This window comes from Hyalangium ruber, from assembly GCF_034259325.1.
GTDB lineage: Bacteria > Myxococcota > Myxococcia > Myxococcales > Myxococcaceae > Hyalangium_A > Hyalangium_A rubrum.
Genome location: NZ_JAXIVS010000014.1, coordinates 114,897 through 137,799, shown reverse-complemented (window position 1 = coordinate 137,799; position 22,903 = coordinate 114,897). Strand labels below are relative to the sequence as shown.

At 69.8% G+C, this 22,903-nt stretch carries 21 protein-coding genes; 14 read left to right on the top strand and 7 right to left on the bottom strand.

Features of this window, described 5'->3' with window-relative positions:
- The first annotated feature begins 16 nt into the window (after positions 1-16).
- Positions 17-952, top strand: coding sequence for a proline dehydrogenase family protein (locus tag SYV04_RS33265; RefSeq protein WP_321550018.1), 936 nt, complete (start codon positions 17-19; stop codon positions 950-952).
- A gap of 54 nt (positions 953-1,006) precedes the next feature.
- Here the strand turns inward: SYV04_RS33265 and SYV04_RS33260 are convergent, their stop codons facing one another.
- Positions 1,007-1,792, bottom strand: coding sequence for a hypothetical protein (locus tag SYV04_RS33260; RefSeq protein WP_321550017.1), 786 nt, complete (start codon positions 1,790-1,792; stop codon positions 1,007-1,009).
- Between SYV04_RS33260 and SYV04_RS33255 the strand changes: the two genes are divergently transcribed.
- Both SYV04_RS33255 and SYV04_RS33250 read left to right on the top strand, forming a co-directional pair.
- Positions 1,772-2,080 (top strand): thioredoxin family protein, encoded by a 309-nt coding sequence (locus SYV04_RS33255; protein ID WP_321550016.1) that lies wholly within the window; start codon positions 1,772-1,774, stop codon positions 2,078-2,080. The genes SYV04_RS33260 and SYV04_RS33255 overlap by 21 nt on opposite strands.
- 134 nt (positions 2,081-2,214) lie before the next feature.
- Positions 2,215-3,090, top strand: coding sequence for a hypothetical protein (locus SYV04_RS33250; RefSeq protein WP_321550015.1), 876 nt, complete (start codon positions 2,215-2,217; stop codon positions 3,088-3,090).
- Here the strand turns inward: SYV04_RS33250 and SYV04_RS33245 are convergent.
- The gene (locus SYV04_RS33245) at positions 3,087-3,656 is read right to left on the bottom strand and encodes a PIN domain-containing protein (RefSeq protein ID WP_321550014.1); all 570 of its coding nucleotides are present in this window, start codon (positions 3,654-3,656) and stop codon (positions 3,087-3,089) included. The genes SYV04_RS33250 and SYV04_RS33245 overlap by 4 nt on opposite strands.
- Before the next feature lie 112 nt (positions 3,657-3,768).
- On the opposite strand from SYV04_RS33245, the gene SYV04_RS33240 reads away from it, so the two are divergent.
- From SYV04_RS33240 to SYV04_RS33215, 6 genes are all read left to right on the top strand, one after another.
- Positions 3,769-4,242, top strand: a complete 474-nt coding sequence (locus SYV04_RS33240; RefSeq protein WP_321550013.1) for a helix-turn-helix domain-containing protein — start codon at positions 3,769-3,771, stop codon at positions 4,240-4,242.
- An 88-nt stretch (positions 4,243-4,330) separates the two neighbouring features.
- A complete protein-coding gene (locus SYV04_RS33235; RefSeq protein ID WP_321550012.1) occupies positions 4,331-6,124 on the top strand; it encodes a glycoside hydrolase family 15 protein in 1,794 nt (597 codons plus the stop codon).
- 165 nt (positions 6,125-6,289) lie between these two features.
- A complete protein-coding gene (locus tag SYV04_RS33230; RefSeq protein WP_321550163.1) occupies positions 6,290-6,895 on the top strand; it encodes a hypothetical protein in 606 nt (201 codons plus the stop codon).
- Positions 6,896-6,983: 88 nt separating this feature from the next.
- Positions 6,984-7,781 (top strand): AmmeMemoRadiSam system protein B, encoded by a 798-nt coding sequence (amrB, locus tag SYV04_RS33225; RefSeq protein ID WP_321550011.1) that lies wholly within the window; start codon positions 6,984-6,986, stop codon positions 7,779-7,781.
- Positions 7,778-8,860: an AmmeMemoRadiSam system radical SAM enzyme gene (gene amrS / locus SYV04_RS33220; protein WP_321550010.1), complete on the top strand. Its 1,083-nt coding sequence runs from the start codon at positions 7,778-7,780 to the stop codon at positions 8,858-8,860. The genes amrB and amrS overlap by 4 nt, the downstream gene beginning before the upstream one ends.
- A gap of 66 nt (positions 8,861-8,926) precedes the next feature.
- Positions 8,927-12,538 (top strand): protein kinase domain-containing protein, encoded by a 3,612-nt coding sequence (locus SYV04_RS33215; protein WP_321550009.1) that lies wholly within the window; start codon positions 8,927-8,929, stop codon positions 12,536-12,538.
- A 496-nt stretch (positions 12,539-13,034) separates the two neighbouring features.
- Here the strand turns inward: SYV04_RS33215 and SYV04_RS33210 are convergent, their stop codons facing one another.
- Positions 13,035-14,687: a sigma-54 dependent transcriptional regulator gene (locus tag SYV04_RS33210; RefSeq protein WP_321550008.1), complete on the bottom strand. Its 1,653-nt coding sequence runs from the start codon at positions 14,685-14,687 to the stop codon at positions 13,035-13,037.
- 187 nt (positions 14,688-14,874) lie between these two features.
- Here SYV04_RS33210 and SYV04_RS33205 point away from each other — a divergent pair, with 187 nt between their 5' ends.
- Positions 14,875-15,246 (top strand): response regulator, encoded by a 372-nt coding sequence (locus tag SYV04_RS33205; protein WP_321550007.1) that lies wholly within the window; start codon positions 14,875-14,877, stop codon positions 15,244-15,246.
- On the opposite strand, the gene mobA is transcribed toward SYV04_RS33205, so the two are convergent.
- Positions 15,247-15,846: a molybdenum cofactor guanylyltransferase gene (mobA, locus tag SYV04_RS33200; RefSeq protein WP_321550006.1), complete on the bottom strand. Its 600-nt coding sequence runs from the start codon at positions 15,844-15,846 to the stop codon at positions 15,247-15,249.
- A gap of 106 nt (positions 15,847-15,952) precedes the next feature.
- On the opposite strand from mobA, the gene SYV04_RS33195 reads away from it, so the two are divergent.
- The 3 genes from SYV04_RS33195 to fdhD are packed head-to-tail and all read left to right on the top strand — an operon-like array spanning position 15,953 to position 18,586.
- Complete coding sequence (locus tag SYV04_RS33195; RefSeq protein WP_321550162.1) at positions 15,953-17,197, top strand: molybdopterin molybdotransferase MoeA; 1,245 nt, start codon at positions 15,953-15,955, stop codon at positions 17,195-17,197.
- A complete protein-coding gene (mobB, locus tag SYV04_RS33190) occupies positions 17,194-17,718 on the top strand; it encodes a molybdopterin-guanine dinucleotide biosynthesis protein B (RefSeq protein WP_321550005.1) in 525 nt (174 codons plus the stop codon). The genes SYV04_RS33195 and mobB overlap by 4 nt, the downstream gene beginning before the upstream one ends.
- On the top strand, positions 17,708-18,586 hold the full coding sequence (gene fdhD, locus SYV04_RS33185) for a formate dehydrogenase accessory sulfurtransferase FdhD (RefSeq protein WP_321550004.1): 879 nt from the start codon (positions 17,708-17,710) through the stop codon (positions 18,584-18,586). The genes mobB and fdhD overlap by 11 nt, the downstream gene beginning before the upstream one ends.
- Positions 18,587-18,598: 12 nt before the next feature.
- Here the strand turns inward: fdhD and sitI6 are convergent, their stop codons facing one another.
- Together sitI6 and sitA6 are read right to left on the bottom strand one after the other, a co-directional pair.
- On the bottom strand, positions 18,599-19,315 hold the full coding sequence (sitI6, locus tag SYV04_RS33180; RefSeq protein WP_321550003.1) for a SitI6 family double-CXXCG motif immunity protein: 717 nt from the start codon (positions 19,313-19,315) through the stop codon (positions 18,599-18,601).
- Positions 19,312-20,013 (bottom strand): SitA6 family polymorphic toxin lipoprotein, encoded by a 702-nt coding sequence (sitA6, locus tag SYV04_RS33175; RefSeq protein WP_321550002.1) that lies wholly within the window; start codon positions 20,011-20,013, stop codon positions 19,312-19,314. The genes sitI6 and sitA6 overlap by 4 nt, the downstream gene beginning before the upstream one ends.
- Before the next feature lie 170 nt (positions 20,014-20,183).
- On the opposite strand from sitA6, the gene SYV04_RS33170 reads away from it, so the two are divergent.
- The gene (locus SYV04_RS33170) at positions 20,184-20,969 is read left to right on the top strand and encodes an intradiol ring-cleavage dioxygenase (protein ID WP_321550001.1); all 786 of its coding nucleotides are present in this window, start codon (positions 20,184-20,186) and stop codon (positions 20,967-20,969) included.
- A 343-nt stretch (positions 20,970-21,312) separates the two neighbouring features.
- On the opposite strand, the gene SYV04_RS33165 is transcribed toward SYV04_RS33170, so the two are convergent.
- Positions 21,313-22,851 carry a serine/threonine protein kinase gene (locus tag SYV04_RS33165; RefSeq protein WP_321550000.1) on the bottom strand — a complete coding sequence of 513 codons (1,539 nt, stop codon included), beginning with the start codon at positions 22,849-22,851 and terminating at the stop codon, positions 21,313-21,315.
- Positions 22,852-22,903: the final 52 nt, after the last annotated feature.

Genomic DNA, 22,903 nt, shown 5'->3' with positions numbered 1-22,903 from the left:
AGGTATTCCCAGACACATGCTCGCCACCGCCCACCTGTCCCGCTCCGCTCTGTTGTTCCTCTCGCGCCGCGAGGGGTTGAAGGATGTCGCCACGCGCCTGGGTCCGCTGCGGGAGTTGGCGGGGCGCTTCATCGCCGGCGAGACGCTGGAGGAGGCAGTGCAGGCGGTGAAGGCGCTGAACGCGCAGGGGCTGATGGCGAGCTTCGACCACCTGAACGAGGCGGTGCGGACGGTGGAGGAGACGCGCGCGGAGGTGGGGGAGTACCGCCGGTTGATGACGCGCATCGACCAGGTGGGGGTGCGGGCCAATGTCTCGTTGAAGCTGACGCAGTGTGGGTTGCTGTTCGACAAGGCGTTGGCGCTGGAGAACGCGCGCGCGGTGGTGTCGGAGGCGGCCTCGCGGGGCTCGTTCGTGCGAGTGGACATGGAGCAGAGCGCGGTGACGCAGGACACGCTGGACACGGTGCGCGCGCTGCACGCGGAGTTCGGCGAGGCGCACGTGGGCGCGGTGTTGCAGAGCTACCTGCGGCGCACGGAGGCGGACGCGCGCGCGCTGTGTGCCGAGCGGGTGCGCATCCGGCTGTGCAAGGGGGCGTACCTGGAGGAGCCGCGGGTGGCGTTCCCGGACAAGCGAGACGTGGATGCGAACTTCATCCGGGTGATGAAGGTGTTGTTGGACAGCGGCGTGTATCACGGCATCGCCACGCACGATGAGCGGATGATCGACGCGACGCTGGACTACGCGGAGCGGCAGCGGCTGCCCAAGGGAGCCTTCGAGTTCCAGATGCTCTATGGCATCCGGCGGGACTTGCAGGTGCAGCTGGCGAAGACAGGGTTTCCGGTGCGCATCTACGTTCCATACGGGAAATATTGGTATCCGTACTTCATGCGCCGGCTCGCCGAGCGCCCCGCCAACCTGTGGTTCGTGGTGAAGAACATGGTGAAGGGCTAGCGCACAGGCAGAGCGTTTGAGAGGCCCATGGCCTCCCACTTGCGGCCGGGGGCTTCACGCGGTAACGCTCTCGGTGACTCCATGCGCCGCCTCCCGCATATGCTGCTCGTGCTGGTGCTCGCCTTCGCCCTCTCCGGGGCCGAGGCGCTCGCCGCCGATTGCTGTTCCCAGGGTTGCGGTGAGGACACGGAGCATTCGGATGCGGCCGGGGCTCCTTGGGAGCAGGAGCGGGATGCTTGCCCGGCCTCCTGTCTTGCCTGCCCGTTTGCCCGGCTGATCATCCCTGTGCCGGAGCTGACTCCTGTGCTCCCGGAGCCCGCGCCTCCCGTGCGCCTGGGTTGGTGGGAGGTTCCGAGCAAACCCTCGAGTCCACATGCTCGCGGCGTCTTTCAGCCTCCCCGGGTGAGTTGAGACTGTCGTTGTGTCTTCGCGGTCCATCCTCACTCTGTGCCGTGCCCTTCTTCGGGCAGGCGGTGTGTTCTTCTCATGCGTATTCTCAAAACCTTGCTCCTCGGTGGCGCTCTGCTCGCCATCTCTGGCTGTGCCTCCTCCTCCACTCCTGCCCATGGCCAGCTCAGCTCCTTGAGCGTTGCTTCCGGCCCGGGGGTCACCTTCTGTGAACACCGCGTTCCACAGGAGACCTGTACCCGCTGCAATCCCCACCTCGTCTCCCGCTTCAAGGCCGCCAAGGATTGGTGCGGCGAGCACGATGTCCCTGAATCCCAGTGCTTCATCTGCCATCCGGATCTCTCCTTCGAGCCGCTCCCCGTCCTCGCCGCTGACGCGGACCTGAAGCGGCTCTCCGCACAGGGGGAGGATGTGCCGGACCTCACCGCCCACCTCGCTCCTGGCAAGGTCACCGTCTTCGACTTCTACGCCGACTGGTGCGCGCCCTGCCGCAAGGTGGATGCGCATGTGTTTGGCCTGCTCAACCAGCGCTCGGACATCGCCTACCGCAAGCTCAACGTCGTCTCCTGGGAGTCGCCTCTCGCCAAGCGCTACCTCGGTGGCGTGCCCAACCTCCCCTACCTCGTCGTCTATGGAAAGGATGGTCAGCCCGTGCGCAGTGTGACGGGGTTTGATCTCTCCGCCCTCGACGCCGCTATCTCCGAGGGGGCCTCGCGATGAGGTGGATCGCCATCGCCGTGGGTTTGCTCGGGCTCGCCATTCCCAGCCGTGCCGCTGCCTGCGCGGGTTGAAGCAATCCCAACCTCCCGGTCGGGAGGACCACTGAAACAGGATTGAAGTCCGGGCAGACGGCCGTGCAGCTCTCCTTGCTGACCACCTCCGTGCGCGTCATGCACGAGTCGGCCTGCCCGGACATCGGCCCCATCTGCAACGAGCGCGACGAGCCGCCGCAGATCCATGATCAACGCTTCGCCATTGGCGAGCTGCGCGTCGGCGTGGAGCATGGCTTCACGGATGCGCTCGGCCTGGAGCTGCAACTGCCGCTGCGCCTCAACCGCAGCACCATTCAGTTCCGGCGGTTGGATGGCACTCCCGTCGAGCTCGATTACGAGAACATCCACCACCGCAACGAGACGCTCTTCGGCCTGGGAGACCCCTGGGTGCTGGGGCGCTATGCCTTCTCGCTGGGCGAGGTGCGGCTGGCCACGCGCGCGGGCTTCACCGTGCCCCTCGGCAACACGGTGGAGGATCCCTTCGCGCTCGGCGACGCGGGCCTGTCACACCAACACGTCCAGTTCGGCACTGGCACCGTGCAGCCCTTGCTGGGGCTGGAGGCCGAACGCACCTGGGACGCCTGGAGTGTGCGCGGGTGGGGCCAGGCACAGGTGTCCCTGGCGGAGAACTCCCATGGCTTCCGTGCCGGTCACCGCTTCGGCCTGGGGCTGTCCGGCGGGCTGAAGGTGGTCGACACGCTGCACCTCTCGGCGGGCGTGAACCTGGCTCATGAGCAGCCCGAGCGCTGGGGCGGTGTCGTCCAGCAGGACGGCAACCTCGGGCGCACGGATGTGCTCGTCGGCGGCACGCTGTCCTGGAGCGTGAAGGACGTACGGCTGGGGTTCAACCTCCAGGTGCCCGTCTACAGCCACATCATCGGCCACCACGGGCAGCTCGACTATCCGGGGCTGCTCGGCCTCACCGCGGGCACCACGTTCGGCGACGGAGGGCCTTAGCCTCCTCCGAGGAACTCCTTCAGTCGCGCAACGGAGCGGGCCAACCCCTGGTGGCGGAGGAGTTCCAGCACCTCCGCCACCGTCCTCGGAGGGTTCTTCAACGCGGCCGACTGCTCGCGGATGACCCGGGCCACCTCCGCCGCATCGAGATCGATCAGGCTCAGCACGAAGTCATCCGGGTGCTGCGCCTCCATCGCGTACCGCGCCAGCTGCTCTCCCGGAAAGTCCTTCAAGTTGAAGGTCACGATGACCTGCGCGCCACAGCGAATGGCCGCGGCGACGACGTGTCGATCATCCGCGTCCGGCAGACCGGAGAGGCCTCCCACGAGCGCCTCATGGCCCGTCACCATGCAGTCCGGAATGGCTTCGCTCAGGAGCCTCCGGCTGCGCTCCAGTTGCCGAGGCGCCAGCTCCGGCCGCTGCCGCGCGATGCTTCGAAAGCACTCGTCCAGGATCTGCTCCGTCCACTTCGCCTGGACCAACCCCGAGAGGCCCAACCGAACGAGCAGGTCCCTGAGCGGCGCCGGGTAGAGAACACAGGCGTCGTACAGCACGACGAAGGACATAGGCCTTCATCCTACCAACCTACCACGTTGGATGTTGCGGATATTTCGAATGCTGCGGATATTGCGGTTGACCCACTGGATGGCCAGTGTCACCTTGGGTCAGGAGCCAACCATGGGAAACGCTCTGCACCTCGAGGACATCGCCACTCCCAGCAAGGAGGACACTCAGCAGGCGGCCCAGGCCGCACGCGCGCTGCTGCCCCTCCTCAAGGCCTCCCGGAAGCGGGCGCCTCGCGTCACCATCCGCTCCGAGGGGCAACGGCAAGCCGAGGCCGTCACCGTCCCTCGCGAGGCGTTCGAGCTGTTCGTGAAGATCCTCGAGCAGATGGCGCAGGGAAATGCCGTGACCATCGTCCCCATTCACGCCGAGCTGACGACGCAGCAGGCCGCCAACCTGCTCAACGTCTCCCGCCCCTACCTCATCCAACTGTTGGAGCAGGGCAAGCTCCCCTTCCACAAGGTCGGCACCCACCGGCGCATCCGCTTCGAGGATCTGCTCGCCTTCAAGCGCCAGGACGATGCGCACCGCCAGGATGTGCTGCGCGAGCTGGCCGAAGAGGCCCAGAAGCTCGGGCTCGGTTATTGAGCCCTGAGGAGTCGCGCGCTCGCTCCTCCGCACTCACAGCGGGGGGGCGGGCGAGCGTGTGCGCTTGGGGGCTCGCTACCTTCCTCCCATGGCGCTGCCCCTCGAAGCCTACGCTCTCATCGGCGACACCTACAGCGCTGCCCTCGTCGGCAAGGACGGCTCCATCGATTGGCTGTGCTGGCCTCGCTTCGACTCCGATGCCTGCTTCGCCGCCCTCCTGGGCACCGAGGAGCATGGACGCTGGCGCATCGCCCCCTCCGTCCCCGTTCGCTCCGTGCGCCGCCGCTACCGCCCCGGCACCCTCGTCCTCGAGACCGATTTCGAGACCGCTGACGGTCGCGTGCGCCTCATCGACTTCATGCCCGTGCGCAACAGCGCGCCCGACATCGTCCGCATCGTCCAGGGCCTCGAGGGCCACGTCCCCCTCCACATGGAGCTCGCCCCTCGCTTCGGCTATGGCGACCGCACCCCCTGGCTGCGCTCCTCCCCCTCCTGCGTCTCCGCCAAGGCCGGCCCCGACGCCACCCTGCTGCGCGCCCACCTCCCCCTGCGCGTCGAGGCCGGCCGCGTCCACTCCGACTTCACCGTGGCCGCCGGGGAGCAGCTCCCCACCGTCCTCACCTGGTTCCCCTCTCATGAGCACCCCCCGCACTCCGTGGAGGCCTTCGCCGCCCTCGACGAGACGTGCTCCTGGTGGCGCCAGTGGTCCGAGCGCTGCGTCCACGTCGGCCCCTGGCGCGAGCACGTCGTGCGCTCCCTCATCACCCTCAAGGCCCTTACCTACTCGCCCACCGGGGGCATCGTCGCCGCTCCCACCACCTCCGTGCCCGAGCTCCTCGGCGGCGTGCGCAACTGGGACTACCGCTACTGCTGGCTCCGAGACGCCACCCTCGCCCTCCTCACCCTCCTCGATGCCGGCTACACCGAGGAGGCTCGCGCCTGGCGCGACTGGCTGCTGCGCGCCGTGGCCGGTGAGCCCTCCGAAATCCAGATCATGTACGGCGTGGCCGGCGAGCGTCGCCTCACCGAGATGCAGCTGACCTGGCTGCCCGGCTACGAGGGCTCTGGCCCCGTGCGCATCGGCAACGCCGCCGTCTGCCAGCACCAGCTCGATGTCTTCGGCGAGGTGATGGACTGTCTCCACCAGGCCCGCCGCGCCGGCGTGCCCGCGGACACCGAAGCGTGGGACCTGCAACGCCACCTGCTCCGCTTCATCGAGCGCGCCTGGGAGTTTCCCGACGAGGGCATCTGGGAGGTACGCGGCGGCAGGCAGCACTTCACCCACTCCAAGGTCATGGCCTGGGTGGCCGTGGACCGGGCCGTGAAGAGCGCCGAGCAGTTCAACCTCGAAGGCCCCCTGGACGCCTGGCGCGCCCTGCGCGCGCGCATCCACGCCCAGGTGTGCGAGCGCGGCTTCGACTCCCAGCGCAACGCCTTCGTCCAGGCCTACGGCTCCAAGGCGCTCGATGCCAGCCTGCTCATGATTCCCCTGGTGGGCTTCCTGCCGCCGGAAGACCCGCGCGTCCACGGCACGCTGGAGGCCATCCAACGCGAGCTGTGCCACGACGGCCTGGTCCACCGTTACGACACCCGCGAGGTGGCCGATGGCCTCCCCCCCGGCGAGGGCGTCTTCCTCGCGTGTACCTTCTGGCTCGCCGACAACCTGTCGCTGCTCGGCCGCAAGGACGAGGCCCGGGAAATCTTCGAGCGGCTGCTCGGCCTGTGCAACGACGTGGGGCTCCTGTCCGAGGAGTACGACGTGACGCGCCGCCGGCTGGTGGGCAACTTCCCCCAGGCCTTCAGCCACCTGGCCCTCATCACCACCGCGCAGAACCTCTCCCAGCACATGGAGGGCCCCGGAGAGCAGCGCGGCCGGCATTGACGCACCACGTCGTCCCTCAGGCCAGCGCACCCCGGGAGTCGAGGATTCGCGGGCCCAAATCGCATCCACTCCAGGACAAACCCCGGGGGGATGTATGCGAAATCAGGCCCTGGAGTAGTCTGCTCCGCCCTGATGAGTCATGACGAGTGGCTTGACCTGTTGAGTATGGATCCGCGGGCGTATCGGGCGCGGGTGCTGCACTCGGCCCGCGCCGATTTCCACGCCCTCCGCGAGCACCGCACCCGCCTCACCGAGGTCCAGTTCCTCCAACACCTGGAGGCGCTCTTTCCGCCCGGCGAGTCCGGGCCGGGCGATCGCTTCGAGCTGAGCTGGTGGTGGGCCGCCGAGCGCCCCCAGTACACCCTGCACCTGCGCGGCAGCGACGGCATGCGCCACCCTCAAGCGGTGGACCACGTGGGCGCCCTCCACGAGCGCGCCGTGCTCGCCTGGGTGCGGCGCACCACCCACGAGCGCCGCATGGACCCCTGGGGCATGCACATCGGCACGCCTCCGCCCCACCCTCCCGCGCCCGACTTCCTCGACATGTGTCTGGCCGAGTTTCCCTGCGCCCGCCTCACCTCGCTCGACCTCGAGCACCAGGAGGGCTACATCGATCCTCCCGGCAGCTTCGTGGAGGCCAACATCCGCGTGGAGGCCTCCCTGCAGGCCTCCGACGGCGGCATCGTGATGATCTACCTCGGCGCCTGGCCCGAGGAGCAGTACGAGCGGCTCGCCGAGTGGGCCCGGGAGATGCTCAGCCAGCCCATGTGAATCCCAGCGAGGGCTGGCTGGGCGGGGAGCAGGCGGCCCTCGGAGCCTCCCGGCCCCGCGTCACAACCGCTGCTAGTCATAGGGGGATATGGCTCGCGTACGCGCGCCCGCGGTGGCGGGCTCCTTCTACTCCGCTGATCCCTCGCTCCTCGTCCAGCAGGTGGACGGCTGGCTGGAGCGCTCGCCCACGCCCGAGCAGGCCCGGCCCGCCGCCCTCATCGTCCCCCATGCCGGCTACATCTACTCGGGGCCCATCGCGGCCAGCGCCTATGCCCACCTGCGCGGCTGGAAGGGGCGCTCTCCCCGCGTGCTGCTCCTGGGGCCGTGTCACTTCGTCCCCCTGCGCGGCCTGGCCCACCCCGACGTGGACGTGCTCCAGACGCCCCTGGGCTCCGTGAACGTGGACGCCGAATTGCGTGAGCGCGCAGAGGCTACCGGGCTGGTGGTGCCCTCGGCCGAGGCCCACCGGCGCGAGCACTCCCTCGAGGTGCAGCTGCCCTTCCTGCAGCGCGCCCTGGGCTCCTTCACCGTCCTGCCCCTCGTGGTGGGCCGCGCCGCGCCCGAGCAGGTGGCCTCCGTGCTGGAGGCGCTGTGGACGGACGACGTGCTGCCGGTGATCAGCTCGGATCTCTCCCACTACCTCTCTTATGCGCAGGCCCGACAGGTGGATCAGGAGACCGCCGAGCAGGTGGTGTCCCTGGAGGGCCCGCTGGAGGGGGAGCGCGCATGCGGCGCCGGCGCCATCAACGGGCTGCTGCTGGCCGCGCGGCGGCGGAAGCTTCGCGCCGAGCTGTTGGACCTGCGCTCCTCGGGAGACACCGCGGGCGACAAGAGCCGGGTGGTGGGCTACGGCGCCTTCGCCTTCCGGCCGGAGGCGCGGACATGAGCCGCGAGTACCCGGGGCGATGGTGGCACGCGCTCGAGGACGGGCGCATCCAGTGCGACCTGTGCCCGCGCGACTGCAAGCTCAACGAGGGCCAGCGCGGCTTCTGCTTCGTGCGCCAGCGCGTGGGAGACCAGATGGTGCTCACCACCTATGGGCGCTCCTCCGGCTTCTGCGTGGACCCCATCGAGAAGAAGCCCCTCAACCACTTCTACCCCGGCAGCAGCGTGCTCTCCTTCGGCACCGCCGGCTGCAACCTGGGCTGCCGCTTCTGCCAGAACTGGGACATCTCCAAGTCCCGCGAGTTCGACCGGCTGCAGGATCAGGCCTCTCCGGAGGCCATCGCCCAGCGCGCCCAGGAGCTCGGCTGCAAGAGCGTCGCCTTCACCTACAACGACCCCGTCATCTTCGCCGAGTACGCCATGGACGTGGCCGATGCCTGCCACGCGCGCGGCATCCAGACCGTGGCGGTGACGGCCGGCTACATGCACGCGGCGCCGCGCCGCGCCTTCTACGCGAAGATGGACGCGGCCAACGTGGACTTGAAGGCCTTCACCGAGGACTTCTACCACCGCGTCACCTTCTCCAAGCTGCAGCCCGTGCTGGAGACACTCGAGTACCTGCACCACGAGACGCGCGTGTGGCTCGAGATCACCACCCTGCTCATCCCCGGGCAGAACGACTCGGAGGCCGAAGTCACGAAGCTCTCCGAGTGGGTCCACGAGAAGCTCGGCCCGGACGTGCCGGTCCACTTCTCCGCCTTCCACCCCGACTTCAAGATGCGGGACATCCCCGCCACGCCCCCCGCCACGCTGCGCCGAGCACGCGAGCTTGCCCGCAAGGCGGGGCTGCGCCACGTCTACACCGGCAACGTCCACGACACCGAGGGCGACACCACCTTCTGCGGCGGGTGCGGCGAGGCGCTCATCGTCCGCGACTGGTACCAGTTGTTGAAGTACCGGGTGTCGGCCGAGGGCTCCTGCCCGAGCTGCCACGCTCCGGTGCCGGGCCGCTTCGATACCCGTCCGGGTAGCTTCGGCCGCCGCCGCGTCCCCGTGCGACTCAACGCCCCAGGTATGTAGGGACGCTGCACCGCGTCACGTCCCCCTGCAAGCGCGCCCTGCATCGGCTATGACTCGCCTCTAACGATGTCTCCTGAACACGAGGCGGAGCTGCGCATGGCCCTGGCCGAGGGCCTCGTCTCCCGAGAGGAGGCCGCCATCCTGCGCGAAGAGTCGCGCCGCACAGGCCAGAGCCCCCTCCAGCTCCTCCAGGCGCGTGGCCAGGTGTCCGAGCAGTCCCTGGCCCTGCTGCGCCAGGCCGACGTCGAGCCCACGCTGGTGCCCCGCGCCACCGCGGATGGCGCCGCCACCCTCGGGCCTGCACTCACCCTCTCCGAGCGCCACAAGGTCGACCCGCAGTTCCCCGTGCCCGGCTGGGACCGCTACCAGGGCCTGCGCTTCCTGGGCCAGGGCGGCATGGGCCAGGTGTTCCTCGCCTATGACTTGCGCCTGCGCCGCAACGTCGCCCTGAAGTTCGTCCGGGGCGATGACGCCGAGCTCGTGCGCCGCCTGCTCTCCGAGGCCCGCGCCCAGGCCCGCGTCGAGCACGACCGCGTCTGCCAGGTGTACGAAGTCGGCGAAGTCCAGGGCCGCCCGTACATCGCCATGCAGTACGTGGACGGCCAGCCCCTGAGCCAGCTGTCCGACGAGCTCACCGTGGAGCAGAAGGTGCTCGCGCTGCGCGACGCCTGCGAGGGTGTCCACGCCGCTCACAAAGCGGGCCTCATCCACCGCGACCTCAAGCCCTCCAACATCCTCGTGGAGCGCACCGACGATGGGCGCTTCAAGCCCTACGTCATGGACTTCGGCCTCGCCCACGACTGGGGCGAGAAGGGCGCCACCGCCACCGGCTCGGTGCTGGGCACGCCCCACTACATGGCCCCCGAGCAGGCCCGGGGCGAGGTGGGCCAGCTCGACCGCCGCGCCGACGTCTACAGCCTGGGCGCCACGCTCTACTTCATGCTCACCGGCAGGCCCCCCATCCCCGGGGACAACGGCCTGGAGATCCTCAGCAACATCGCCTCGCTGGAGCCGCCCCACCCGCGCGCCCTCAACCCCAACATCCCCCCGGACCTGGAGGCCATCGTCCTCAAGTGTCTGGAGAAGGACCGCTCGGCCCGCTACGACTCGGCGCGCGCCCTCATCGAGGACCTGGACCGCTTCCTCGCCGGCGAGCCCGTGCTGGCCCGCCCCACCGGCCTCTGGTACCGGCTGCGCAAGAAGGCCCGCAAGCACCGCGTGGTGGTGGGCATCGCCGCCGTGGCCCTGCTCGCCGTGGCCCTGGCGCTCGGCTCCGCGCTCTACACCCACCGCCAGGCCAGCCTGCGCGAGGAGCTGGCGCGCCGCTTCACCGAGAAGGTCGAAACCATCGAGGCCCTGGCCCGCTACTCCGCCCTCTCGCCCCTGCACGACACGCGCGAGGACCGCCAGAACCTGCGCGCCCACATGGCCGAGCTGGAGGCCGAGATCCGCGACGCCGGAGGCCCACTCGCCGCCGGCCCCGGCAACTACGCCCTGGCCCGTGGCTACCTCGCGCTCGGCGAGGAGGCCCGCGCCCACGAGCTGCTCGAGGCCGCCTGGAAGAGCGGCTTCCAGGACCCCCGCGTCGCCTACTCCCTGGCCCTCGTCATGGGGCACCAGTACCAGGAGCAGCTGCTGGAGGCCGAGAACCCGCGCGACACCACGCCCAAGCAGCGCGAGGAGCGCAAGCAGGAGCTCCAGCGCCGCTACCGCGACCCGGCCCTGGTCTGGCTGCGCCGCAGCAAGGGCGCCGACGTCCACTCCACCGAGTATGTGGAGGCGCTCATCGCCTACTACGAGGACCACTTCGAGGAGGCCCTGCTGCGGCTGGACGCGCTGGGCAATCGCTTCCCGTGGTTCTACGAGGCGCCCCAGCTGCGCGGCGACATCCTCCGCACCCGCGCCGCCCGGCGCTGGAGCCAGGGCGAGCTGCCCGGCGCCCTGGAGGACCTCGAGGCCGGAAGGCTCGCCTACCAGGCCGCCGCCGCCATCGGTGAGAGCGTCCACGCCACCCACCAGTCCCTGGCCAAGCTCGAGTACACCACCATCGTCCTGGGCCTCTACAGCCAGGGCGAGGTGATGCCTCCCTTCACCCGCGGCAAGGAGGCCCTGGCGCGCGCCCTCAAGGCCTCGCCCGAGGAGCGCTCCTCGCTGCTGCTGGAGGCGCGCCTGCACCGCCGGCTCGCCGAGTACCAGATGGGCCGCGGCGAGGACCCCCAGCCCGCCATCCAGACGGCCCTGGACGCCGTCGGCAAGGCGCTCCAGAACGGGAACACCTCGCGCGAGGTCTACCTGGAGCAGAGCTCCATCTTCTTCTGGTGGGCACGCCACCACCTCAACCAGAGCCAGGATCCGCGCGAGCAGCTCCTGCGGGCCGAGCAGTCCCTGGAGCACGTCGCCGCGCCGCAGCGCGACTACGAGTTCTACGTCACGCTCGGCCTCATCCTCTCCAGCTGGGCCCAGTACGAGGATGAGCTGGGCCTGAGCTCCGCCGAGCACCGCCAGCGCGCCATCGACGCGTTCAAGGCGGCCACCGAGAGCAGCCCCTACAACCACGAGGCGTGGATCAACCTCGGCCGCACCTTGCTGCACCGCAGCGCCTACCCGCTGGCGGCCACCGTCCGCGAGCGCCGCGCCCAGCAGGAGGAGGACTTGAAGCAGGCCTGGGCGGCGCTCCAGGAGGTGCTGCGCGCCAACCCCAAGCACGTGGTGGCCAACCTCTACGGAGGCCGTGTGCTCGCGCAGCAGGCCCGGCTGCACTGGTGCGATGGCAAGGCCTCGCCCCTGCTGAGCCAGGCCGTGCAGCTCCTGAACGCCGGGCTCGAGACCAAGCCCCTCCACGCGCCCTTGCGCAACGAGCTGGGCAAGGCCGTGCTCGCCCAGGCCCAGCAGGCCTGGGAGGAGGGCAGGCCCCCCTACCTCCTGCTCGATCAGGCCCAGGGCACCTTCGAGGAGATCATCCGCAACACGCCGCAGGTGTCCTATGCCTACAACAACCTGGGCACGGTCCAGCTCTGGCGCGCCACCTACCAGCAGGCCGCCGGACAGGAGCCGCGCGCCAGCACCGCCGCCGCGCTGATCGCCTTCGAGCAGGCCGTGCGGCGCACACCCGATGACGCGTTCCTGCTCACGGATCAGGCCGAGCTCTTCTCACGGCTCGCCGACTTCGAGCTGGAGCGCGGAAGGGACCCCCGGGCCCACCTGGAGCGCGCCGAGCAAGTGCTTCAACAGTCGCTGAAGCGCAGCCCTCGGCAGGCCCGCGCGTGGCTGCTGCTGGGCCGCGCGCGCGCCACCCTGGCCCAGTGGAAGGCGCAGCGGGGACAGGCGAAGGAAGAGGACTTCGAGAAGGCGGCGCAGGCCTTCGAGAAGGCGCTGGAGCTGGAGCCCGAGTCCTTCGAGGCGCGCCTGGACGGCGGCGCCCTGCAGCAGGCGTGGGCGGGGTGGAGAAAAGAAATGGGCCGCGCCCCAGCCCCCCAGCTGGAGCGCGGCCTCGCATGGGCCGAAGAGGTTCTCCTGGACTGTCCCGACTGGCCCCGCGCCCTGCTCCTTCGGGCGAAGCTGCGGACGACTCGCGCGGACCTCGAAGCCCGCGAAGAAGCACGACAGGCGTGGCGACAGCAGGCGACCGATGACCTCACTCGGGCCCTCGAGAAGAACCCCCACCTGAAGAAGCCCTAGTCCACAGGGCGGTTCGGGTGGGGAGGCTCGGTGACCCGGCTCTGTCTGGGGTGGCGCCGCGCTACCCCCCCGGTGGCGGCGCCAATCCGTACCCGAACAGAGCCTCGGGAAGCCGGACCTAGTTGGGGCTCACCGGCACCTCAGGATCCTTTCCGTTCGTCGTCGGCACGTCCCCCTTGCCGGTCGTCTGGGTGGTGTCCTTCTTGGTGGTGCTGGTGTCGGTGGCCATCTTCGTTCTCCTGTGAGTGGGCGGAGCAGGCGCCCTTTTTTGAGTCCGATCCTCATCGGGTCGGGCCTCCCCCTGCGCCTCTCCGTTCCGCAGCGCCTCCAAAGCAACTGCGATACCAACGGCAAGACGTAGAGGGTGGGTGGAATTTTCCTCCATTTCACGTCCGTCGGGTAGCCCACGTGGCTGGTTGTGTCGGTTCGACGCGTCGGACGGCGATTCCGACGCGTCGGACGGCGGTTTCGACACGACGGACGCCTTCCCGTTGGATCAGGGTGCGTCGGGCTCCAGGCCCAGCTCCTTGATGCGGCGCCCCAAGGCCCGGCGGGACACCTCCAGGCGCTGGGCCATGGCCTCCAGGTCTCCGCCGCACTCGCGGTGACAGCGCGTAATCTCCTCCACGCTCAGGTCCCCGGCGGTGCGGATGGTGGGCATCTTCTCGATCAAGTCGTAGATGGAGGAGCGGGGGATGCCCAGCCGGTCCGCGGCGGCCTTGAGGTCCCACTCGCTCTGGCGCATGGCCTCGCGCAGCTCCGCCTCGGAGATCTCTGACGCCTTGCGTCGTGGCGTGGCGGCCTTGGGCGCCGGGGTGGGTGTGGTCTCCACGGAGGGCTTCGGCTCCAGCACGGCCTTCACCGGGGGGAGCGCCACGGGCCGGCCGGGCCGGGGGGCCATGGCGGCCGACAGCTCCTTCTCCAGCCGGGGGTCCAACCGCAGCCGGCTCTGCCCTCGGCTGCCGATGATGAGCTGACGTGTGAGGTTGCGCAGCTGGCGGATGTTGCCTGGCCAGGTGAAGCGCACCAGCCGCGCCGCCAGCGAGGTGGGCAGCCAGGGTTCAATCGATGGGTCCTCCGGCTTGAGCCGCCAGGACTCTCCGAGCGAGGCCAGCTCCTCGCGGGCGAAGTGGTGGAAGAGCAGGCCGATGTCCTCGCGGCGCTCGCGCAGCGGCGGCACGCTGATTTCATAACCGGCCAGCCGGTGCAGCAGCGGCGCCTTGAAGCGCCCCGCCTCGATTTGCTGCTCCAGGTGCGCGTCCGTGGCGGCCACCAGCCGCACGTCCACCTCCACCGGAGAGCGCTCGCCCACCGGGTACATCTCCCCCGTCTCCAGCACCCGCAGCAGCATGACCTGCACCTCGGGAGGCGCCTCGCCCACCTCGTCCAGGAACAGGGTGCCGCCGTGCGCGGCGCGGAAGAAGCCCTCGCGGTCCTTCACCGCGCCGCTGTAGGAGCCCTTGCTGGCGCCGAACAGCTCCGCGGCCGCCAGCTCCTTGGGGATGGCGCCCAGGTTCACGCTCAGGAACACCTTGTTGCGCCGCGCCCCGCACTGGTGGATGGCCCGCGCGATCAGCTCCTTGCCCGAGCCCGTCTCGCCGCGGATCAGCACCGGCACGTTCAGGTCCGCCACCTGCTCGATGTGGCGGCGCACGTGCATCAGCCCCACGCTGGTGCCCACCATGCCCAGCGCGTCCACCGCGTCACTGGCCGTGGGCGCCGCCCAGTGCAGCAGCACCACCACCCGCTCGGCCAGCTCCAGCGGAATGCCCACCGCCAGGTCCTCGGGGGAGAACTCCCAGGGCTCCAGCAGCGGCTCGCCCGCCAGCGTCACCCGGCCGCTCTCTCCGGGCACCAGCCGTACGCCTCCGCCCGCACCGGAGGAGAACACCAGCGGCTTGCGGCTCACGAAGGGGTCGGCCAGCGGCGAGCCCAGCACCGCGTCCGGGCGCATGAAGTCCGGTTCGATTCGCGAGACGGCCACCTCGCGGCCCGCGAACACCGCCTCCAACAGCAGCCGCTCCCCCACCCGCTGAGACATGGGGTGCGAGACGATGGTCAGCGCCGGGACGAGGCGAGCCACCGGCTCGCTGCTCTTCTGCTTCTTCACGCCGATCGTCGATTCGTCGGCAACCCATCCCTCGCGCATGAAGTCTTCCGCTCCGGCTGCCCGCTGCCCGCTGCTTGGGCCAATGGCACTGTATGCCACGCCTCGTGCCTCGGTGGGAGCCAGCGTCGGCTTGTCGACACGGTGAAACACCCGTGGGGCGGTTGGAATCCGACAGAGCACGCGCGCACGCACTCCCGATCCCCGAGAGGCTGCCTACAATTCTCGTGTGAGCACTGGCACCCCCCTCAAAGGCAGCGTCCTCATCGTCGAAGACGACGAAGACATCCGCGCGGCCATGGCCGAGCTCCTCGAAGGCGAGGGCTTCGAGGTGGCCGTCGCCTCCAATGGGCTGGAGGGGCTGGAGGTGCTCGAGCAGATCCACCCGCCGTGTCTGGTGCTGCTGGATTTGATGATGCCGGTGATGAGCGGGGAAGACTTCCTGCGCCACCTGCGGCAACACCCGGCCTTCAACCCCGTGCCCGTCATCATCGTCACCGCCAGTGGGCGTCAGCCGCTCCCGGGCGCGCAGGGCATCCTCAAGAAGCCCTTCGAGATTGGCGACCTGTTCGCCACCGTCGCCGCGCACTGCACCACCTGATCAGGGCAGCGCCAGGCCGTGGCGCTCGAGGTCCTCGGGGGTGTTCACGTTGACCAGGGAGCGCAGGTGCGGGTCCACCGCGCGCAGGGCCTCCTCGGGCAGGAGCCTGGCGCGGCACTGGGAGAGCAGCGCTCGCAGCGAGGGGTTCGCCTCGCGCAGGGCTTCGCCCCATGGGACCGACAGTGCGGCGCGGTACACCGCGAGCAGGGGTTCCACCCGGCCGGCCACCGTGAAGCAGACGGCGTCGAGCTGAGGGCCTCGGGCCTCCAGCAGGACCTGAAGCGCCTCCGGGGTGATGAAGGGCATGTCGCAGGCCACGGCCAGCACCCACTCGGTGCGGGCGGCCTGTAACGCCGCGTGGACGCCTCCGGGCGCGCCCTTGCCCGGCACGGCGTCGGCGACGGTGCGCAGGTGGAAGCGCGCGTAGGGCTCGGGCGCGTTGGAGACCAGCACCACCTCCGCGAACAGCGGGGAGAGCTGGAGCAGCCGCTCCAGCACCGTGCGCCCCTCGAGCGTCAGCAACCCCTTGGGGACTCCGGACAGCCGGCGGCCCTGCCCTCCCGCCACCACCGCCAGTGTGACGTCCGTCGCAGGGTGCATGCCGCATCGTCTCCAGCCGGCATGTGCTCTGTCCAGCACCCGCCGCTCCCTCCTTGCGGTAGCTTCGCGGCCCCTCCCGTTTGGTGGAGGCTTGGCACTCCAGTTCATGTCGCTCACTTCGCTCTCCTCCGCGCGGCTGGCCGCGCTCGACGCCGTCCGCGCCCTGGCTCCCGTGCCGGTGGAGTTGCTTCGCGCCCATGGCCGCTTCCTTGCCGCTCCGGTGAGCGCCGCTCGCTCCCTGCCCGGCTGCGACAACTCCGCCATGGATGGGTGGGCCGTACGCTCCGAGGAGACCCAGGGCGCGACCCGCGACAGGCCCGTGCGCCTGCGCGTGGTGGAGACGGTCTATGCCGGCGCGCTGCCCTCGCGCTCGCTCCAGCCCGGGGAGGCCGCGCGGGTGTTCACCGGCGCTCCGCTTCCTCCCGGCGCCGATGCCGTCGTTCGTCAGGAGGCCGCTCGCGCCGAGGCGGATGGCCATGTCCTCCTGTTCATCCACGTCCCTGCCGGCCATGACATCCGCCGCGCGGGCGAGGAGGTGCGCGAGGGCACCTTCCTCTTCCCCGCCGGACAGCGCGTGGACTCCGCCGTGCTGGGAGTGCTCGCGTCCCAGGGGGCGCTCACCGCGCTCGTGCGGCCCGCGCCTCGGGTGGCCGTGCTCGCCACCGGGGATGAGCTGGTCTCCGCGGGCACTCCCGCGCTGCCCCACCAGGTACACGAGAGCAACCTCGTGCTCGTGGCCGCCCTGGCTCAGGAGGCGGGCGCCACGGTGGCGTTCCTGGAGCGCGCTCGGGACGAGGACTCGGAGCTGCGGGCCGCGTTCTCCCGGCTCGCTCCGCACGTGGAGGTGCTCTTCACCACGGGCGGCGCCTCCGTGGGGGACAAGGACCGCGTGAAGCGGGTGCTCTCGGAGCTGGGGGCTCGCTTCTTCGTGGATGGCGTGGCCCTCAAGCCCGGCAAGCCCGTGGCCGTGGCCCGCTTGGGCGACACGGCGGTGGTGGTGCTCCCGGGCAATCCGGGCGCTGCCACGGTGGCCTTTGATCAGCTCGGCCGGCCGCTGCTGCTCGGGCTCCAGGGCGTGCGGGAGGAGCGGCGCCGGGTGCGGGCGCGCCTCTCGGAGGAGCGGCACAAGCAGGCGGGGCTCACCTATCTCATCACCACCACCTTGGAGCACCGCGACGACGGCGGGCTGCCTTGGGCCCGCTTGCGTCCACAGGGCGCGGGGCAGATCCTCCAGAACGTGGGCGCCGAGGGCCATGCCGTGCTCCCTCCCGGCCGCGCGGACTTCGCCGCCGGGGACGAGGTGGAGGTGGAGCTGTTCGACCGGCCCCGTTACGTGGCGGTGGAGGAATGAAGGCTCCTCCCGCGCTGAGCGTCGTCGGCTGGTCGGGCGTCGGGAAGACGACGCTGGTGGAGCGGCTCGTGCCCGAGCTTCGCGCCCGCGGCCTTCGCGTGGGCGTGGTGAAGCACTCGTCGGATCCGCACCCGCTGCACCGCTCGGGCAGTGACACGGCCCGCTTCGAGCGCGCGGGCGCCGCGCTGGTTGCGTTCGCCACTCCAGCCGGCGTGCAGCTCACCGTGAAGGAGGCCCCCGACTCCGCGCTGCTGCCGCTGCTCGCGCGCTTCGCGGACTCCGTGGACCTGGTGCTCGTGGAGGGGTGGAAGGAGGGACCCTTGCCCAAGCTGGAGGTGTGGCGCGAGGGCCATGGCCCGCTGCTGGCCGCCTCTCGCCCGGAGGTGCTCGCCGTGGTGAGCGACGCGCCCGCGCTGCCGGAGGGGGCTCCCGAGGGACTGCGGCGGTTTCGCACGGCCGAGGTGCAGGGGCTCGCGGTGTTCATCGCCCAGTTGGCGCGGGAGCAGGCCCATGAGCCGTGAGGACAAGGGCGTCACGCGACGCCAGGTTCGGCGCTTCTCGGAAGGAGCCGCCGCCGCGCCCGAGGAGGACTCCGTCGCAGTGGAGGAGCCACTGGAGATCCGCGTGAGCGGGGACACGGTGGCCATCACCATGCGCACTCCGGGACAGGACCGTGAGCTGGCCGTGGGGTTCCTGTTCTCCGAGGGCATCATCCGCTCGGTGGAGGACCTGGGCGGCGTGGCGTACTGCGGCCGGCCCGGCGAGGAGGGCTGGGGCAACATCCTCGAGGTGACGCCCGCGCCGGGGCTGGTGCTGGAGGTGGAGCGCGTGAGCGCGGCGCGGCGCGGGACGCTGACCACGGCCGCCTGTGGCGTGTGCGGGCGGCGCAGCGTGGAGGACTTGATGGCGGTGTGTTCTCCGGTGGCGATGGGGCTCGTGCTGGCTCCCGAGGTGGTGGCCCGCGCCACCGAGCGGCTTCGGGAGGTGCAGCGGAACTTCGCTCGCACGGGAGGAGTCCACGCGGCGGTGGCGCTGGATGCGCGCGGGGAGATGCTCTCTTCCGCCGAGGATGTGGGCCGGCACAACGCGGTGGACAAGGTGGTGGGCGCGCTGGTGCTGGGTGGGACGGTGCGCTCCTCGCGGGCCTCGGTGAGCGGCACGGTGGCTCGGACGGAACGCCCGCCCGCGGTGCTGGTGGTGAGCGGGCGTGCCAGCTTCGAGATCGTCCAGAAGGCGGCCGTGGCGCGCATCCCCGTGGTGGCCAGTGTTTCGGCGGCCAGCTCCCTGGCGATTGATCTCGCCGAGCGCTCCGGGGTGACGCTGGCCACGTTCGTGCGCGGCGGACGGTTCAACGTCTACACACATCCAGCGCGCCTGGGCCTTCCCTGAGCCCTTGGCGACTCACTTCAGGGGCAGCTCGCGGAAGACGAGGTCCTTCTCGTAGCCCAGGCGCCGCGCGGCCTCCACGAAGCGCTCGGTTCCGATGATCAACGACAGAAAGCCCGCCAGTCGGAAGAGATCCGGGGCTCGGGACAACGAAGCCGCATCCAGGATGGGCGCTTCCGGGAGGGAGAAGCCGCTCCGGCCGCACTTCGAACATGGCCCAGGCCACCCCTCCGGCAGACAGTCCGGGTGCAGTTGGCCCAGAGGGCTCAACTCCAGTTCCAGCAACTCCGGTGGGTTCTTCTTTCGGAAGCGCAGCTCCGTTCGGCAACCCTTGAGGCCCGCCAGCCCCTCTGCCTGCAAGCGCTCCACCGCCTCGCGCTTCATCAACAGCGTCCACGGGTAGCACAGCACCAGCGGGCTGAACTCCCCCTTCGCGGCTCCCTCCAGGGGCCCGAACTCGGTCCCTGGCCAGAGCGGGACTCCTTCTGGAACTAGCGGGCGCACCTGCTCGCGCAAGCGCTCGAACTCAGCATAGTCCTCTTCCAACCTCGCTGCGTACTTCTCCGGGTTGGGTAGCACGGACAGGTCAACCGAGGGATAGGCATCCACATGGGTGGACCAGATGGCGTCACACTTCGGGCAATGCGCGCCTGGCAAGCTCCACTTGTGCGTGGCCTCGTACCAGCCCGAGAAGTGTCGGCTCGCCACGTCGCACAGCCAGTAGAACTTCATGGGATCAGCTTCTTCCGGTACGGAATGACGGGACCCCACAGCTCGAACTCGTAGATAAGCTGTCCTGCATACCGCAGGATCTCCTGCTTCGATGCTCCGAAGTTGGCTTGCTGGTACTTCCTCCACCTCTCATTCCACGGTCCGCCCTGGGGAGGTGCCTGATGGATGCGACGATGCACCTCCAACTCCAACAGCAGCGTGTACTCGTGGATGTCGATTCCTTTGGAGATGAACCACGCCTTGAGCCCTTTCTCCTGAGGGAAGACATGGTGCCTCTCGTAAGGCTTGCGCCGCTTCGCCTCCAGCTCTTCCAGCAGCCGCGCCTGGCTGGGCAACTCCCGTGACGGTGCTCTCGGTCCCAAGGGGATGATGAACACCGGCTGTGAATTCTTCGGCGGTGATTGCGCACTCCCCCAGTACCTCAGCGCTGAACTTCCAGGACCCGGCAGCCCTGTTGCTCCCGTGCGCGCCAGGACCACCTGGCCCGCCGTGAGCTGCTTCATCACCTCACGGCATGCGTGGAACTCGCATTGGGTCTCATCGCAAAGCGCCAGAAGCGTCGAGTCCCGCGCGCATGTCTCGTCGAAGGAGACGCGTTCCTCCCTCTCCTCATGCTCCACCAGCAGCGTGGGCTGGGTTGCCGCGCATCCCGTCAGCAGAATGCACAGCAGCAGCCACCCTCTCCTCGCGATCTTCATGAAGCGAGCGTAACGCTGAAGCCCGCACCCGAGGCGTCTTGGAGGCGGCATTTCCCCCATGCCCGTGTTCATTGCCGACCGTGGACGCGACGTGGCTTCAGACTTTCGCAAGGCGCTCCGGGTCAAATCTCTCCCTGCATCGCCTTCGGCGAACGAAAGAGAGAGCTCGCATGCACGACGAACATGAGGATGGCGGTCTTGCCCAGGATTTGAAGCTGTTCCGTGCTTCCCTCGAGCGCAGAGACCTGCTTCGCCTCGCCCTCGGCGCCAGTCTCCTGCCCTTGATCAACTGCGACGGCGATTCCTCCGAGCCCGGGGACGGTTCGTGCTCCCGGATTCCCGAGGAGACCGCCGGCCCCTACCCCGGTGACGGCTCCAACGGCCCCAACGTCCTCTCCCAGAGCGGCGTCGTTCGCAGCGACATCCGCTCCAGCGTCGGCTCTGCTACCGGGACCGCCGAGGGTGTCCCGCTGACCGTCACCCTGACGCTCGTTGACAGCTCGAACGGCTGCACGCCCCTCTCGGGCCATGCCGTCTACCTGTGGCACTGCGACCGCGAGGGCCGCTACTCGCTCTACTCCTCCGGCGTCACCAACCAGAACTACCTGCGCGGCGTCCAGGCCACCGACAGCAATGGCCAGGTGACCTTCACCACCATCTTCCCCGCCTGCTACTCGGGCCGTTGGCCGCACATCCACTTCGAGGTCTACCCCAACCTCGCCTCCGCCACCTCCGCCGGTAACAAGCTGGCCACCTCCCAGCTCGCCCTCCCCGAGGATGCCTGCGACGCCGTGTACGCCACCACCGGCTACCAGAGCAGCGTCACCAACCTGCAGCGGGTCACCCTGTCCAACGACAACGTGTTCAGCGATGGCTCGGACTCGCAGCTGGCCACCGTCACGGGCAGCGTCAGCGGTGGCTATGTGGCGACCCTTACCGTCGCCATCAACGCGTAGGGCCCGGCGCGCGGCCACTGCCCTCCCGGCGACCCGCGTCAGGCACCGGTCAGGGGCCTCGAGCGGTGCCGCCCCATGGCGCTCCCGCCGAACCTGTCTGGTTGTCAGACAGGTTTTATCGGGCACCGGTCAGGGGCCTCGAGCGGTGCCGCCCCATGGCGCTCCCGCCAAACCTGTCTGGTTGTCAGACAGGTTTTATCGGGCGTCAGTCGTGGGCCTTGAGCGGTGCCGCCCCATGGCACTCCCGCCGAACCTGTCTGGTTGTCAGACAGGTTTTGTTTGCCCGACCGCCCCGCGTGGGCATCCCGGTGGGACCTCCCTTCCCGATAGTTCAGGCCATCGCTCAACGTTCGCCTGGGCTTTCGGGAAGGTCCGAGGTCGCGGGTTTCTGGGGGCCTCGAATGGGCCAGTAGCAGCGGTTCTTCCAGGCGTAGGCATCGTCACTACACGGCGGGGACTGTTCCTCTATCGCGACCCAACACCCACCGTAGATCTCGACCGCAGGCTTCCGACAGGGCGGCCCGCGCTGGCCGGGAAGCGGCTTCATCGGCATGTCGAGGCCCATGCCGCTTCGCTCTGACTCGGACGACACCGCCCGCGAGGGAGCAGGAAGTGGCGTGTCACCCAGGCCCACCGTCCCCGCATCCCTCTTGTCGTCGGCTGGCGCTGGCGACGGCACCTCCGATGACCACCACACACCGAGGGCGAGGACGACGAGCCCCACCGCCGCGAGCCACGACTGCTGCGCACGGGCACGGCGAGACCGCGCCTTGCGCTCCTTGGGGTGTGGGGGCGACAGTGACTCGGGCTCGGAGGGTGGCGGTGCTTCCCGCTCCGCCTGGGCTCGCTCGATTTCAGCGGCCACCCGTGCCTGGTTCTCCTCCGCCCGCGCTCGCACCAGCAACAGCTCGTACTCCATCCGGGAAGCCAGCCGCCGCCCCGGGCCCAACCGCTCGGGGTCCGTCTCCCAGGCGAAGAGCGGCTGCTCCGGGGTGTTCTCCTGTGCCTTCGACAATGCTTCCGCTACCTGCCACATGGATGGGCGTTCCTCGGGGCGCGCCGCCAGCAGTCGCATCACCCATGCGCTCAGCTCCACTGGCACTCCCGGGTTCACCTCGTGCGGTGCTCGTGGCAGCCGACCCCGTAGCCGCTCCTGCGTCCGTTGCTCCTCTTCCAGCTCCGTGAAGGGGTAGGTGTCCGTCAGCAGCCGGAAGGCCGTTACTCCCAGGCCATACACGTCATCGGCCGGTCCGGCGCCACTGGGTGCTCCCGGGGGGAGCAGGTTCAGGTGCGCGCGCAGCCGCTCCGGGCTGTAGTACAGCGGCGTCCCCGGAGGGCCGTTCACCGTCAGCGGGGCGGCTCCCTCCCAGGTGCCTGCTCCGAAGTCCGTCAGCATCGGCTCGCCGTCTTCCAGGCGCACCAACACGTTCTCGCTCTTGATGTCCCGGTGCGCTCCGCCCACCGCGTGTACCGCCGCCAGCGCTCCCGCGAGCTTCGCCAGCAGCCGCGTCACCTGCCGTCCCGAGGGGTTGCACAGCCGCGTCCACCTCGACAGGGACACCCCTTCCACCCATTCCGTGACCACGTACGGAAAGCCGTACCACTCGCCGTGTCCCTGGAGCCGAGGCACGTTCGGATGCCGTACCCGCCCCAGCAGCCCCACCTCCCGGCTCAGTCGCGCGTCTCCCCGGGCTCGGGCCAGCTTCAGCGCGCAGGGACCGGCTGCCTCCGCGCCCACCCGCACCGCCAGGTACACCACCCCGAAGCTGCCTGCCTCGTGCCTTCCCAGCAGCCGCCAGTCCTCCACCTGCGTGCCCGCCTCCAGGCCCGTCGGATGCATCCTGCCCGGCACCTCCTCACCCTGGTGTTGCCTGCGGTGCATGCGGTGGCTGCCTCCTCGCTTCGGAGCGGGATAGCATCCCCGGACTGGCCGG